Below are 14976 nucleotides of genomic sequence, written 5' to 3' on the forward strand. Positions count from 1 at the left end.
TGTCGCTTTCGTGGCAGAATCAACAGCATAGGAAGGGAGTAGTAAAAATGGCCCTTCATCAATCCACTTCAATATATTTTTCATCTCCGTTCATTCGCACAATTTTGGGGTAGAAAGTACCAGCTACTTCTACCAGGTCGCGCTGGGCAGCCATCACCTGGTGAATGTCTTTATAAGCCATAGGTGCCTCGTCCAATCCTGAACCAACCACATCAACGCCGGCCTTCTGCAGGTATTTGCGCATTTGCTGCTGAGAAAAAGTCTCGATAGCCTGTGTTCGTGACATCACCCGGCCGGCCCCGTGTGAGGCAGAGTTGATGGCGGCGGCTTCGCCTTTGCCGCGCACAATAAATCCTGGTGTGGCCATGGTTCCCGGAATAATTCCCATCACGCCTTTGCCTGCCGGAGTAGCGCCTTTACGGTGCACAATGACTTCATTTCCATAAGCATCTTTTTCCTTCCAGGCGAAGTTGTGGTGGTTCTCTATTTTTGCCATAGAGGCTTCGCCGAGCTTTGCCGTCAACCGCTCATGTATCTGGTGATGGCAGGCAGAGGCGTAGTCGCCGGCCAGGTTCATCGCGAGCCAGTATTCCTGCCCGGCCTCCGTGTCGAGGTCGAGCCAGGCCAGGTGCTTTGCCTCCTTGGGTAAAGGGCAGGCATCTATGGCTACCTTGGTATAATAGCCTGCAATGTTTGCCCCAAGCCGCCGGGAGCCGGAGTGGGAGAGGATGGCAAGATACTTGCCCACCGGCAGGTCAAATTCATTATCCGCATCGTGTATCTCCACTGTTCCGAATTCCACAAAATGGTTTCCACCGCCAGAGGTACCTAGCTGCTGGAAAGCGCGGTCTTTCAGCTCCCGCACAACCGGAATCTCCGAGAACTCCGGCCGTTCCATTATTTCATGGTCCATCGGCTTTTTAAAGACAGCGTTGCCAAAACGGGTACTGTCTGTCAATATTTTCTTCAGCTTGTCGCGGTTTTTATCCAGGTAGCCAGCGTGAATATCGAAGATGCTCATGCTCATGCGGCAACCAATGTCCACGCCGACGCCATATGGTATCACGGCATTATGCGTTGCCAGCACACCACCTACCGGCAGGCCGTATCCCTGGTGCGCATCCGGCATCAGCGCTCCTGCCTTTGCGACCGGAAGACGCATGGCTATTTCCATCTGGTCTATGGCGCCCTGTTCTATGCCTGCTGCGCCATACACAGCATACTTCTGCTTCTCAGGCTTCAGGGCAATGGGCTCTGCTTCTTTTTGCGCCAGTAGGGCCTGTGCCAGCGGCCCCAATATAGTGTGCAACTGGTATTGATCGGGGGCGGCCATGACATCCTGCAACAACTCAACCTGGTGACTTTTGCCCAGTTCGGTATAGTAGGTATGCACGATGTTCAGGGCAGTACCCAATGGCTTGCCAGAAGGAAACCCCAGCTTTATTAAATCATTGGACGTGAGTTTTCCTGCTAATCTGTTTTTGTTTTTTTTCATGGCTTTAAAAGGCTACTGGAACTAGGGTGTACGGAGGTTTTTAAAGCTTTGGTTATGCGTGGCAAAGAGTTGAATGCTACTGCTGCCTAAAAGCCCTTCTCCTGGTGGTGCCTGTAAAATGCCTTCCGGACCTCTATCAGCAGGCGGTTTAGTTTGTTGATGTCCGGTACCCCCGGCAAAGCAGATTTGGCGTAAAGGGCATCCATGTTCGCAATGCGTTCTTCGGCAATTGTCAGCAGTTCTGCATAATCAAAGGCTCCGGATTTAATCCGGAGCAGAAATTCCCTGTTCGGGCGGCGCACAATTATCTGACTTTCCCGGGCTATCTCTTCTGCCATATCAAGCAGGCGGAAGGTGTGCATCATGTTTTTGGCGTCGTACTTCTTGCCATGCGAGAGGGTGTTTTCATACCGTGCCTCGTTTCGGTTTTCTACCCATTCCCAATAATCGCGGTGTTCCCTGCAATAGGTGGAGTAAGCATTCATGTTAAATGACATCACCGCCAGCGGCTGAAGTCCTTTCGGAACAGAACTCAGTGATACGTCATTGGCCTTATCGCTTTGCACGATGCCTTTGAAATAGCTACCGGGTTGGGGCTTGTCCTGGTAGAAGAGATTGTACAGGTCAGGCATGTGCGGTATCCTGGCCAGGCCGCAATTTTCCTGCCGGAGCCCTTGCTGCTCCAGGAATTCATTTAGCGGCACAGACCCTTGTCCCTGCGCCACATAACAGAAATCCAGCACCGATTTCCGCTCCGGTTCCACCGGGTTCGCTATCTTTTTGTTCAGGCCTTTTGCTTTCTTTACCTGTGTGAGGGCATAACCTGCAAAAGTTGTTTTACAAAGGCGGGAAAGAAAATCAGCGGGTTTAAACCGGTCGTAAAGCGGGTGCTTGTACAGGATGCAGTCCTCAGGCATGTTCAACAACTCCAGCATATTCGGGTTGTTCTTTGCCAGCAGTTCTACAAAACGCCTCAGCTCATAGTATATAATGTCGCTGCTTGGGTTGTTTAGCTGATCGGTGTATTGCAGGCCATAGTAGTCTTCTTCCGGCAGCACAAACACTCCCCGCAGGTCGGTGTCGGAGGCAGGTGTGCTCAAACCGTATGCTTTGCTGCCACTGATACACTCAAACAGCAACAGTTTTTTTTCTTTCAGTTCGTTTATGCTTAAAGCCATGTTCCTTTAAACGCACCTGAATGCTGGAACGGTTAGCTGATAAAGCGCGAGCAGGGATAAGGGGATGTTCTGCGGCCCTAGGTGGAATCCCGTACAGGCTGGTACCTGCACGGGAGCAAGGGCTAAGAGACCTGCAGCACCTTCTGGCGCGAAGGTATACTATAAAGCACCAGGCCGCTGATAATGATCATCATGCCCAGGTTTCCAAGCCAGTTGGGCCAGGCAATGCCTAAAAGCAAACACTCGCCTATTACCGTCACCAGTATTTCAACAGACTGCGTTGCCTCCACGGCAGCGAGGGAGGCAGCATGAAGGCGGGCCAGGTGCATCGCTTTGAAAAACAGGATGCACCCCACTACTCCGGAGCTTAAAGAAATAATAAGAACCGTCAGGAGTTGCTCCTGGCCCGGCAAGCCTGCTTGTGTATAGCCATATGCCATCAGGATGATTTGCACTGGAATACTGCCAATGGCGGTGCCCGCTACACGTTGAATGGCTGTGAGGTGATGCCCGCTTTCTTCCACGTAAAGCATAAGTTTCCGGTTAGCGAGTGGCCAGTTAAAGGCAGCTAGCATCACCAGCCCGATGCACCACCACAACTGACTCGTGGTATAGCTGCCATCCTTCTGGCTCCATTGCATGCAGGCAATGCCTGCCATTATCAGAATGGAAAGAAATAAAGCTTTTAACGGGATTTTGGCCCGGTGGTCTTTGTACAGGAAAGGAGACAGCAGGATGCCTGCCACGATGGTAAACTGGAAAACACCTGCCACGAGCCAGCCGGGACCAAAAGAAGCCGCAAAAGTTAAGAAATAATAGCCAAGGCCAAATGCCATGCCTCCACATAGCAGCCAAACCTGCAGGTTCTGCCGCATCACCTGCAACAAGTGCCTTAACTGCCCCTTTACCGAAAGAAAAGCCACCAGTAAAATTACCAGGAAAAAAGTACGTAAGCCTGCCGTCCATGCCCAGTGCCCGCCTTTTGAAGACATGAAACTGTTGAGGATGTAAGTAGAGCTGAAAAAAACACAGGCTAATGAACCCAGTGCGATTGCTTTTAAATTGCTGTTAGGCTGCATAAGAAAATCATTTATGCAAAGCTACAGCAGCTGTTAACTCAGGTAGCAGGATTTTCAGCAGCAAGTATGGTACTTTCGGAACCTCCGCTTCTTAACTGGGTTGGTGTCTGCCCGGTCATTCTTTTAAAGAAACGTACAAAATAAGAGGAGTCTTCAAATCCGAGCTGGTATGCTATTTCCTTTACAGATAAACTGCTGAAAAACAAAAGCCGCTTGCTCTCCACCAGGAGCCGGTCATGCTGCATGTCGGCCACAGTGGTATTTAAATACTGCCGGCAGAGGCTGTTGAGGTGCTTGGGTGTAATGCCGAGAGCGTCTGCATAAAAACTGATACTGCGGTGCTCCCGGTAATGGGCTTCAATCAGGCTGCTGAGATGGAAAAGACGCTCGCTGTGCCGCGCAGGTGTAAGCTTTTGAAGCTGTACCTGGCACTCCCGCAGCAAATACTGCAGCAGGATATACAGGTAGCGGGAAAGGATAGCCATGTCGGGTGTCGGCTCCTGCAGTTCCTGTATCATCAGGTGTATTAACCTTTCCAGGGTTACCCGCAGTTTTTCCGGCAGGTCGAGGTAAGGGTGCTGGTATACGGAGCTGAAAATAATAAAAGCATCGTGCGAGCGCATGCCGGTTGTCTGCAGAAACTTTTCAGAGAAGGAAACGAGTACCCCTTTCTCCTGCCGTGACTCCCGCTGGTGTGCCTGCCCGGGGCGCAGCAGGTACACACGATCCGCCTGTATAGGGTAGCGCTGAAAATCGATGAGGTGGTCGCCGCCTTTCGTTTCCTGCACATACAAGATCATGTAAGCATCGTGGCTGTGCGGTACCTCCGACAACTCACTGGCATAGGTTTCCAGGGGCATTACGGTAAGTGCCTTGTGGTTGAGTAGATCCTGGATAGGGAGCCGGTCTGTCTTCTGAAGCTTCATAGGGCAAATAAACAAAAAGCAGGGGAGGAGGTGAATGTCGTGCCGTCAATTTTCTGGCAAATTCACCAAACCTCCCCCGGCTTTGCCTGGAGCAATTCCAGTTTTGAATCAGTCTTTCTTGTAGGTGCCCATCAGTTCTCCATAGGCAATAGTCTTCTCTGCCAGCAGTACTTCCAGGGGCTGCCTTGTACTGTCAGGGTCCAGGTTCACTTTTGAGTCCAGAGCATATACTTTAAAGAAGTAGCGGTGTGTTTCTCCTGAAGGTGGGCAGGGGCCCATGTAATTGTGTTCTCCGAAGTCGTTAGCGCCTGTTACACCGTCAGGAGTAGCATTCTCGTAGATGTTGGCCCGGGGAGGCATGTCCCACACCACCCAATGGGTGAAAGTGCCGTCCGGGGCATCCGGATCCTCCAGGATAATGGCCATGGTTTCCGTGCTTTCCGGTATGCCGTCTATTCTTAACTGTGGGTTAATGTTATCACCGTCGCACGTGTAGACGGCCGGGATAGGTCCATTTTTCTCAAAAGCAAAAGTTGATACCTCTAATGTTGTCGTTTGTGCCATAGCTTTTCTCTTTCTTATTCAGAAACGAAGGGAAGTGTAAAATGTTAATATGTAATTAGCAGACAGTGTTTTGAGTTTGTTTAGGGACGCTGATTATTGAGAGAAGCACAACAGGTATTGCAGGTACAGTGGTGGCAGCATAAGCAAAACCTGCGTTTTTTTAAAGCTTCATTACAGGCAGCCATGAACGTAGAAACGATATAAACAGAAAAACTTTAAAATGCCCCTGAGCCTTTGTGTGGGGGCTTGCTTTCGCAAGTTATTGTACTCCGCTAATAAACCACCTGTACAACTAAGCCGTATTTACAGTATCTTAAACTAAAGAAAATGTTATGAAATTATTTACAAGCAAAGCAGTAGCAACCGGTACAATAGCTTTGTTCTTCCCCATTTTGTTAAGCTGCTCTACTTTAGGCGGAGGAAACCGCTTGTCCAGTGACCCTGCCGTGGCTGCACAGCAACAGGAAGTAAGAGCATTGAAGCAGGAGTTGAGAGAGGCGGAGCGCTTTGCAGAAGAAGCAAAACAAAGGGAAAAAGCTGCTAAAAACAGACTTAAAGCGGCTGAGCACGAACTGAAAGCCCTGGAGCAGCAGGCTAAAAGAAGAAACAGCTACTAAAGCTGCATCTTAGAAAAAGATAAACATGAAAAGCTGTGCTAAGCACAGCTTTTCATGTTTTTGCACCTCATATAAGATTTAATAGCGGGTTCATATGCTCATTCCCACTGACCCATCAGCCTTCTGAGTACTACAATTTCGCCTAAGTGGTAGGCGTTGTGCTCGGCAACAAGCATTGCTTCCCGCAGCAGATTTTGCCCCTCGCCGTGGGCGAAAGGCTCGAATAGGTTATTGTTCGGGTCTTGTATCAGTTGAATCATTTCCTCCAGGTCTGACTTAATAGCGCGCAGCGTTTCATCTAATGCGGCTTCGCCGGATGGTGCTATTTCCTGTGGCCAATACCCCTCCGGCCATTCCGGCGACTCGTGCTGTGGATTACGGCTGAACTCCAGTATGTCCCACTGAGCAATGCGCAGGTGTTCCAGCAACTGCCAGGTTGTATAGGGGAGGTTGGCAACCTTACTGCCTGCTTCCTTCAAGCTGAAGCCTTGCAGAATTTCATCTCTTGTTTTGAAGGCCTGCCCGCCCCGTAGTAGCTTTACCAGTTGTTCCCGAAGTTGTTTGTCTTTCTCCATTGTTTGTTGATGCCTTGGTTTAGATTAACCTAACGTAATTTATCTTTTCCAGCCGCACCACCTGACAGGTTTCACCATCCGAAATTTCTATTACAGCAGCAAGACCAAAAAAGAATTATTTCTGATACTTGATGTTCCGTAAATGAAATTACTTTGTTAGCTGTGTATTTCCTTTTTTTGGAATGACATTGTGTTCAATCATCAGCTGCTACACCGTACTTTACCACGGGCAGTTGCATTCTCCAGTAGTATCTTCTGACCAGCAGGGGACAGCCCGAGTTGCGCCATGTCATGTTGTAGTTTTTCTTTGTTGCCGTATCCATACAAGTAGCCGTTAATACGCGCTGCTGCTGTAGAATTTACTAGGTCCGGCATTGCGGGGTATATTTCCTGAAGCTCCTCCAGTAGTGACGGCTGGCGCTGCAGTTTGTATTTCTGGTGCCGGTCTTCTGCCATGTAAAATGCCTGGTAAGGGAAAATTTCGGTATAAACTCTTTCCCCTATTATCAGACCGACCTGCTCTTTCGCCTGCCAGGCCTGCTGCTCCTGCGCTGCATTATGAAGGAACACAGCAGACATATACTGCCTTTTCCAGGGAGCCCGTGTAGCCTTGTGGCTGGAGAAAAACAGCTGCAGCAGCTGGTGGTAGCTTATTTGAGTTGGGTCATAGTCCAACTGTACTGTCTCAATATGATCTCCCAGTGTCCAGTAGGTAGGGTTTTCGGTGGTGCCTCCTGCGTAACCTACCCTTGTGCGCACAACGCCCTCCACCGCTCCGAAAAGCGCATCTGGGCTCCAGAAGCATCCCATGGAGAAAGTGGCTGTTTCAGTTTTTTCAGAAATGTTCAGGTCGATGGGTGGTTTCATTATGTGTGCGTGAACGTGTTGTACCAGCAGTAGTGGCTTTCAAAATAAACAAGGTCCAGTAGTCAAAACTACTGGACCTTGTTTATTTTGAAAGCCACCTTTTTATGATGCATTAAGCAAATATCAATTTGTTTGGGTGACTTGTGCAGTTTTTTGTGCTTTACAACTCATCAATCAGAAGACTTCCGCCACTCAATACTCCAACCACAACTTGGTTATCATTGAGTATTTCAGCATCACGCAGCAGGTTGTTTAAAAAATTACTGTTTCGGCTCAAAACTTCATTGTTATTAAGCACATTGTTAAGGATTCTGATTTCACTGTTATTAAGGACATCTTCAACGTTTACAAGTGTAAAGTCGTTGAGAATCTCATTGTCCTCAACATCAACCTGAACTGCGCCAATATTTACATTGATTAGACCTGAAACTGCCTGACCTACATTTGCATCTTGCTGCGCCTGTGCATCATTAGCAGATAAGAATGTAAACATGGCCACTGCCACCATTGCGGAAAGTACTTTTAAGTTTTTCATAAGTTTGTTTTTTAAGTGTTTAATGGAATTTGTTATGGTATGTTTTACGACCTAAAGCTGCAGGTGTTGTTAAAAGGTGCTAAAATAAGTACAATTATATTTGTCTATTTAACTATTGTGATGTGTTGTAAGTTGTTGATAGTTAGATTGTTGTCTTTTAGGTTTCTTAAGGTAGTATTTACTATTTCATTCTTATGTTCACTGTTTTGTTGTATATTGTTAATTAAAACGGTTATATGTTTATATAATTTTAATAATCACTGCTAATGGGTGGAACGGTGTTAAAATCATGTTGTTTGCAGCTTTTTGTACATGGTTCAAATATGAATAAAATTAAAAACAGGGTTTATTTAAAGGATATAGCATTTGTTTTGATATTAAAATTTAAAGAAAATTAATTTATTGATAGAATTTGTATGCTTGTTACAACATGCAATAGTAGTGCAATACAATTCTACTCGTTTTGCTTGTTAAAATTGTATGTAAAACTGAGCATGTAAAAGTTGCCTAATGAGTTTTGAACAGACTGTTCTATATAATTTTGATTAGCAAACTGAGTTACTCCTAAATTGCGGTTCAGCATATTAAGGCCGGAGAGTTGTATTTCCCCTCTCTTGCCTTTTAAAACGAACATCGATATGGCCAGATTCAGAACCGGAATGCCTTGATTGAAGTTAGCCTGGGTGTTGCGAAATTTTGAATAAGTAAATTCAGTGGTGAAATGAAACCTCTCTAACAAGTACACGGTTGCATCTGCAACATAAGCAGCATTCACAAAGACCTGGTTTCTGTTCTGGTTCAGTTCATAATCGGAACTTGTTCGTGTTAAAGAAGCCCGCAGGTTTAGGTCCACAAATTCCTTGTAGTTGTAGTTGTAGTCAACATTAGCACCAACAGACCTTTGGGTGATGGTGCCTTCCACGCCGTTCAGCTGATTCACACTCTGCCCCTGGCGCAGGTAAGGGCTGAGGTTAAACCGGCTGTTATACTTCCGGACAGGAATTCCCAGTGTAGCAAAAGTTGATAAGGAACTACTCTGCCTTACGTTTACATACTGGGTGGTGCGTACCTGCCTTTCGTTTATAGAAACGGCAGCTATGATAGGATTTGTGGTATAGCTAAAGTTAGCAGACCCTGATAAAAACAAACCAGAGGCGGCATCAGAGGTGTTCAGCTTCAGTTTGCCCTGGTGTGTATATTCCGGACGCAGGTCAGGATTGCCCACATAAAGATGAAGCGGGTCATAGCGGGAAACTACCGGCTGAAGCTGATTCACGGATGGCTCCCTGACCGAAGTTGTGTAATCAAAGCTTAACCGGGTACTTCTGTTAAATCGCCTGTTGTAGTTCAGGTGCGGCAAAATATTCTGGAACTTGCCTGTCACCTCCTCATCAGGTGCCTGTAGCCTGCGCGTGAGTGCAGACTGTTGTGCCTTCGCTCCAATAGCCAGATTCGATTTGCCCCGGTTGAGCCGGTAAGTTACCCCTGCTTGCTGATATACATATCTTGAACCAAACCGGCTGCTTTGTTCCATATCCAAAAGGGTGGTGTCATTTACTAGGTCATATACCTCCAGGTTAGATTTTGAGGCGCGGTTGGAGAGGTTGTACGTTGCCTGCAGGAACTGTTTTTTGCCCAAAGGCTCGGTATAAGCTATCCGCAGGTTGTATGCCAGGTCATTGTTTTCCTGTTTATTCAGTTGCCGTACCCTCTCTTCACCGCCTTCCACAAACCTGGTATAAGAAACAGTTCGTCCTTCTGTGTTGTCCTGGAAAGTAGTGAGTTGATTTGTTACTGTAACCAGCCTCCCGCTTTTACCAAACCGATGCCCGTAAAACAGATCCGTGTCCAGGCTGTAGCCTTTGCTCTGGGTGTTCGCGCTTCGCTCTCCTTCGTTCACCAGCGAATCTGTGACAGAATAAGATTGCCTGTTACTGCTGCTGATCATGCGGGTACCCGTATAACCAAAAGTAGCATTCAGCCGGATGGTGTTGACAGAGTCTTTGTGTTCTACCCCTGCCGTGGCACTATGGAGGGTGTTCCGGTTTTGTTGCTGGCTGTTCTCATAATACAAGGCTGTTCCTTCGGGCAGGAAGTTCTGCCTTATGAGGCTGCTCTGTACAGATGCATTGGTTTGGTTAAACAAATAGCTTCCTGTAAGGCTGGTTTTAGGCGTAAGCTGGTGGAAGGAGTTTGCACCTGCCATGTGTGTGTTAACCAAGCCATTTTGTGCCGGACTTCTTGGTGTGTTGCCACTTGTTTGTGGTGTAGTGGCTGGGCCATCAGAAGTTAGCCACTGATTGTTCACGTTGTTACTCATCCCCATCAGGGATACAAAATTGCCACCGTCAAAGCGATTATAGTTCCCCTTGGCCATATAGCGCTGATGCGTACCAATTCCGGCCGTTACTTTACCATAACCCGTATTTCGGCTGTCTTCTTTCAGTGTCAGATTAACGACCTTTTCCCGGCGGCCATCGTCTACACCGGAGAACTGTGCTTCCTCCGATTTAGCGTCTATTACCTGGACGTTTTCAATGGCGTCGGCGGGTAAGTTATTTATAGCCGCTCTTAAATCGCCCCCAAAAAACTCTTTTCCATCAACAAATATCCGTGTTACGCGCTCCCCCTGCACGCTGATATTGCCGTCGCTTTGCATATCTACTCCTGGTAATTTTTTCAGTAACTGTGCTACATCGGCATTGGGCCGGGTTCTGAAGGAACCTGCATTGTATTCTACAGTATCTTCTTTCACTGTTACAGGTGCCTTTGCACCTGTAACAGTTATCTCCTGTAGTTCACTAGCCACGGGTTCCAGGGATATAGTCCCCAGGTCAAGCGTATCAGTAGTGGCAGCGGAAAGAAGGATATTTTTGTGGTAAGGAGAAAAGCCAAGAAAACTCACCTTCAAGATATAGGCTCCTTTGTTTACTTTGTTTAGAATAAAAAGCCCGTTGGCACTGGTAGTCGTGTATTGTACCACAGCTGAATCTGTGGGTTGGAGTAGCAAAACAGAAGCAGAAGGAAGGGCGCCCGCTTCCTTTTCAACAACTTTGCCCTTCAAAGAGTGCTCTTGGGGGAAAGCTACATGGCATGTAATCAGCAATAAAATAAATAGCAGCTTCCTCATCTTCCTCAGAAATTGTAATAGCTGAGCTGTTCTGTCTTTTTGTGCCCAACACTAGCCTGGGGAAAATTTTGTTTTGTAAGTCCCAGAACCGATAAGTTCTTTTACCGTTTATTGGCGGCCTCTGGTTATGTTCTTTGATGAGAAATAGAAAATTCAGTCAACGTGCGGTGGGTGCCTGGTGACTTACATGGCGGTATACGGCAGAAGATGAGCCAGTGAATTGAAAGGGGAGGGGCTATACACCGACAGGAAACTTTGCCATTGCACCCTTTGAGATGAAAAACTCTAAAAAAGAAAAGGATATTCTCTGAAGTGGGCTGATTTACTACTTCAATCTCAATTTGTTTCGTCTACTTTGCTCTGAGGCTAAGACTTTATCTGAGAAAAATGGGGGAGCTGCTCTCAGGGAGAGTTGGGGGTAGTGATACGGGAATAAAGAGGGAGGAAGACTTTTTACTTTAGAACGCCATCCAGGTATGCCCAGCTAATTAATTGATAGGAATGATTGAACCCTTTTTTACGCATCATCTTTTGTAGATACTCCTGCACATCATCTTCGCTAAGGCCAAACTTTTCACCAATCTGCTTATTAGTGAAACCATCTGCTAGACAGGCTATCATAGAACATTCCCGTCTGCTTAGTAAAGCTAATTTACCTTCCATAATAAAATCCAAATTTAAAGCTGTTAACCTATAAGCTGCATTTGTTAAAATGAATTATGTAAATTTCTGTTTATATTATCGGAAGAGCAATACCCATTTGTGGTGATTTTTTCTCTGCGCTTAATCGGAAAAAAAAATACGCGGTGTACATAAAGCTCACCTAGGCGGAAAAGAAACGCAAAAGCTGTCTTGAACTGGCAGAGGCGTGTGTCAACTCTGACCCTGCCATCCAGCCTGACATAGTGTTCAATGTCTTCTTCCAGTCCTGTTTTCTCTGCCTGTGTCATGCCATTAAAGTTTGTTACGGCCACTATGTCGCCTGTAAGTTTACCGTAGTGTGCGCCTAGTATATACCAGTCCAGGTTTACTTTTTTGCCAATTAACCACTGGGCGCCAAACATGAGCCCGCCACCATAGCCATGAAGGGTGTTCTGGTAAGGAATCTGGTACTTTTTATTTGCCACCGACTGGTAGGTGTCTAGGTAATCCACCTGCATGCGCATATAGCGGCCGTATGCCGACACATAAAATCCCCGCGCACCCGAATGTTTGCCACCGTAGAGCCGTGCTTCACCCGTAAAAGCCTGGTTAGATACTTCTATGTTGGCCAGGTCTGCTGTAACGACATCGTTAGCAATATATTTATCAGCAATGTACCGGGCCGCAGCCATGTCGCTGAGGGTGGTTCTGGGCATGATACTGTATCCTGCCACCACCGATACTTTTCTTGCCAGGCTGCGCTCATAACTGAGGCTGTAAGTATTGAGCACAAGTGAAGATAGATTTACTTTTACGCTGTTCTTTCTGATGGCAGGCGTTGCGTTAAGCGTACTGCTACTGTCTGCCTCAAGAGTGCCAGTGGCACTTGGTGGCGGCACTGATAAGGAATCCGTCTGTCCTGCACACCAACCAGCCGACAATGCAGAAAATAAAAGGGTAAAAAGAAACTTCATTTGAATTAATATAAAATAGTTCAGAATTTATTCATTTGAATTTCATAATTTAATAATCTGAATATTTAATAAAAGAAGAGCCTTTTGCAAAGACTGAGCAGAATTACGGAGACTGTACTGGTACCTGGTCTTGTATATGTTATAAACAGGTAGTTCCGAAGTTGATTACTGTTTTAAACAATACTTGCTGGCAGAAGGAAAGTTGCGCTATAAATTTTTAGCTTTGGAAGGCGAGTTGTCACTTTCTGAACAAGATGGATATTAGCATGGACGAATTTTTAAAAGTTGCATTTGAGGAGGCGCAAAAAGGGTATGCTGAAGGAGGTATTCCCATTGGATCCGTACTGGTGCATAAAGGTAAAATAATCGGTAAAGGCCATAACAAGCGTGTGCAGGATGGTAGTGTGGTGTTGCATGGTGAAATGGATGCACTGGAAAATGCTGGCAGGCAGCCCGCTTCCGTATATAAAGAGTGTACTATTTACACTACGCTTTCCCCATGCCCTATGTGCTCGGGCACCATTCTTCTTTATGGCATACCCAAAGTGGTGATTGGAGAAAACAAGACATTTATGGGAGAGGAAGAACTGCTGCGGTCGAGAGGAGTGGAGGTGGTTGTAGCAGATGACAGTGCCTGCTACGAGCTCATGCAAAAATTTATTCAGGAAAAACCATCCCTCTGGAATGAGGATATTGGTGTGTAACAAATTGTTTAGGAATGCAGGCCCCTAAAAGGAGGTGGCACAGGCTTCGGCTGTATGATAAGGCACTCAAAGATCTAGTTTCTTTGCTATCTGCAGAAAAAATCCATGCTGTATCTGAAACATTTCGCTGCGCTTTAGGTGGAATGTTTTATATTTGGCTTGCCTTTCTGATAATAAAATGAAACACCTCATTGCTCTTTTGCAGAATGAAATTTTGAGGCTGCATCGGGCATTATACTGTTGAACCAGATACGAATTAATAGTTAATACAATGAACAATGTTTACGAAGGGAAAGTAATGTGGTCTCACCTGGACGTTAATATGCACATGCGCCATTCAGCCTACGCTGATTTCGCTGCGCAGGCCCGTATTTCCGTCTTAGACAGCCTCGGTCTTGACTTCAAAACTTTTCAGGAGCTGAAGGTTGGGCCTATACTCTTTCGTGAAGAGCTAGTTTACCTGCGTGAGGTAGGTCTGAATGAAAATATCAAAGTAACTATTGAGCTTACAAAGAGCCGTACAGATGGATCCCGCTGGTCCATACGCCATATAGTTTACCGCGAGGATGGCGTTAGAGCGGCCGTGGTAACGGTGGATGGTGCCTGGTTAGATGTAGAGAAGCGCAAACTAACTGTACTTCCTGCAGAGTTGGTAGAAAAATTCGCGACGCTGCCTAAGAGTATCGACTTCGAGGAAATCCGCTCATAGAAATGTTCTTGCTGCTTTTGGTGAAGGCTGCTGCTAAGTGCTGCTACTCACCCGGTAAGGCAGACTGCCCTTTTCCTGTTCAATTCCGTTAGTGCATTTGAGTGGATATGAGGCTAGAAATTAGTTTAGCCTTGCTACCATCTTGCATAGCAGGGAGTGCGTAAGCGGGTTTTGCTGCACCTCAATAAGCTTCTTGTAATATGCTGGGTAATGTAGTCATACTGCTGGCTTTTTGGGGGCTGCTGCGGTTAGAGCATTATTAGGTTTGGCCCCCACGCTGTTAAGGGTACTGCAGTTACTGTTGGGCTTTCTGGCTACCTTATGCCTGGCCGTTATTATTAGCTATTTCCTTTCTTTTCTTGCCGGTTTTAGCTGGGAACCTGTGCCCGGTATTGGTTTAGGCTTCTTGTTCAGGGGCTTTTATAACACTTTTCAATCTGTTCTTTTAGAGGAGTTGCTTTTTCGGGGCTATCTGCTTTATAAAACAATCACGCTGATGGGAGAGAAGAAGGCAAACCTTTTCAGTGCCGCAGCCTTCGGTATCTACCACTGGTTTACCCTGGAGGTGCTGGGCAACCCGGTAGTGATGATGTGGGTGTTTGTATACACCGGGCTTTGGGGTTTGATGTTTTCCTACGCTTACTCCAGGACTGGCTCCCTGGCTTTTCCGGTTGGCTTGCACTGGGGCTGGGACTTTATAGACCAGATAATATTCAACCAACGGGGCGGCAGCTTGTTTTCAGCTGTCACTTCGGTACATACCCGCTACCTGAGTAATTTAGAAAGTATGCTTTTTCTGCAACTGCCGGTTCTGGCGTTTGCCGTGTGCCTCATCGTGCTCCTTACGCAGCGGGCGCAGCCAGTTAATTTTCCAGGCAACCATAACGCCTTTATCTGTTAACAGTAGGTCAGCTAAAAGAAACAGCACATCCCGCTTCTCCATAGTTTATCGGAAGCGGGATGTGCTGTTTCTTTTTCAGG

General features: G+C 46.7%; 15 protein-coding genes. 4 read left to right on the forward strand and 11 right to left on the reverse strand.

Annotated features, from left to right (window positions below; translation table 11 throughout):
- Positions 1–58: 58 nt before the first annotated feature.
- The 5 genes from ACYVB1_RS05090 to ACYVB1_RS05110 form a co-directional block, all read right to left on the reverse strand.
- Positions 59–1495, reverse strand: coding sequence for an RtcB family protein (locus ACYVB1_RS05090; protein WP_460921235.1), 1437 nt, complete (start codon positions 1493–1495; stop codon positions 59–61).
- 86 nt (positions 1496–1581) lie between these two features.
- Positions 1582–2673, reverse strand: coding sequence for a DNA polymerase beta superfamily protein (locus tag ACYVB1_RS05095; protein ID WP_460921238.1), 1092 nt, complete (start codon positions 2671–2673; stop codon positions 1582–1584).
- Between the two features lie 122 nt (positions 2674–2795).
- Entirely contained in the window at positions 2796–3665 is an 870-nt protein-coding gene (locus ACYVB1_RS05100; RefSeq protein ID WP_460921241.1) for a multidrug resistance efflux transporter family protein, read from the reverse strand.
- Between the two features lie 125 nt (positions 3666–3790).
- Complete coding sequence (locus ACYVB1_RS05105) at positions 3791–4678, reverse strand: AraC family transcriptional regulator (protein WP_460921243.1); 888 nt, start codon at positions 4676–4678, stop codon at positions 3791–3793.
- Positions 4679–4786: 108 nt separating this feature from the next.
- Entirely contained in the window at positions 4787–5242 is a 456-nt protein-coding gene (locus tag ACYVB1_RS05110; protein ID WP_460921245.1) for a YbhB/YbcL family Raf kinase inhibitor-like protein, read from the reverse strand.
- Between the two features lie 332 nt (positions 5243–5574).
- Between ACYVB1_RS05110 and ACYVB1_RS05115 the strand changes: the two genes are divergently transcribed.
- Positions 5575–5859, forward strand: a complete 285-nt coding sequence (locus ACYVB1_RS05115) for a hypothetical protein (RefSeq protein ID WP_460921247.1) — start codon at positions 5575–5577, stop codon at positions 5857–5859.
- Between the two features lie 98 nt (positions 5860–5957).
- On the opposite strand, the gene ACYVB1_RS05120 is transcribed toward ACYVB1_RS05115, so the two are convergent.
- From ACYVB1_RS05120 to ACYVB1_RS05145, 6 genes are all read right to left on the reverse strand, one after another.
- Positions 5958–6434, reverse strand: coding sequence for a DinB family protein (locus ACYVB1_RS05120; protein WP_460921249.1), 477 nt, complete (start codon positions 6432–6434; stop codon positions 5958–5960).
- 201 nt (positions 6435–6635) lie between these two features.
- Complete coding sequence (msrA, locus tag ACYVB1_RS05125) at positions 6636–7301, reverse strand: peptide-methionine (S)-S-oxide reductase MsrA (protein WP_460921251.1); 666 nt, start codon at positions 7299–7301, stop codon at positions 6636–6638.
- 160 nt (positions 7302–7461) lie between these two features.
- Positions 7462–7836: a hypothetical protein gene (locus ACYVB1_RS05130; protein WP_460921253.1), complete on the reverse strand. Its 375-nt coding sequence runs from the start codon at positions 7834–7836 to the stop codon at positions 7462–7464.
- Between the two features lie 454 nt (positions 7837–8290).
- The gene (locus ACYVB1_RS05135) at positions 8291–10966 is read right to left on the reverse strand and encodes an outer membrane beta-barrel protein (RefSeq protein ID WP_460921256.1); all 2676 of its coding nucleotides are present in this window, start codon (positions 10964–10966) and stop codon (positions 8291–8293) included.
- A gap of 453 nt (positions 10967–11419) precedes the next feature.
- The gene (locus tag ACYVB1_RS05140) at positions 11420–11629 is read right to left on the reverse strand and encodes a helix-turn-helix domain-containing protein (RefSeq protein ID WP_460921258.1); all 210 of its coding nucleotides are present in this window, start codon (positions 11627–11629) and stop codon (positions 11420–11422) included.
- 44 nt (positions 11630–11673) lie between these two features.
- Positions 11674–12582 (reverse strand): DUF3575 domain-containing protein, encoded by a 909-nt coding sequence (locus tag ACYVB1_RS05145; protein ID WP_460921261.1) that lies wholly within the window; start codon positions 12580–12582, stop codon positions 11674–11676.
- 266 nt (positions 12583–12848) lie between these two features.
- Between ACYVB1_RS05145 and ACYVB1_RS05150 the strand changes: the two genes are divergently transcribed.
- From ACYVB1_RS05150 to ACYVB1_RS05160, 3 genes are all read left to right on the forward strand, one after another.
- On the forward strand, positions 12849–13286 hold the full coding sequence (locus ACYVB1_RS05150) for a nucleoside deaminase (RefSeq protein WP_460921264.1): 438 nt from the start codon (positions 12849–12851) through the stop codon (positions 13284–13286).
- Positions 13287–13557: 271 nt separating this feature from the next.
- Positions 13558–13995 (forward strand): acyl-CoA thioesterase, encoded by a 438-nt coding sequence (locus ACYVB1_RS05155; RefSeq protein ID WP_460921267.1) that lies wholly within the window; start codon positions 13558–13560, stop codon positions 13993–13995.
- Between the two features lie 265 nt (positions 13996–14260).
- Positions 14261–14896: a CPBP family intramembrane glutamic endopeptidase gene (locus tag ACYVB1_RS05160; RefSeq protein ID WP_460921270.1), complete on the forward strand. Its 636-nt coding sequence runs from the start codon at positions 14261–14263 to the stop codon at positions 14894–14896.
- Positions 14897–14976: the final 80 nt, after the last annotated feature.

Source organism: Pontibacter brevis, assembly GCF_054779655.1.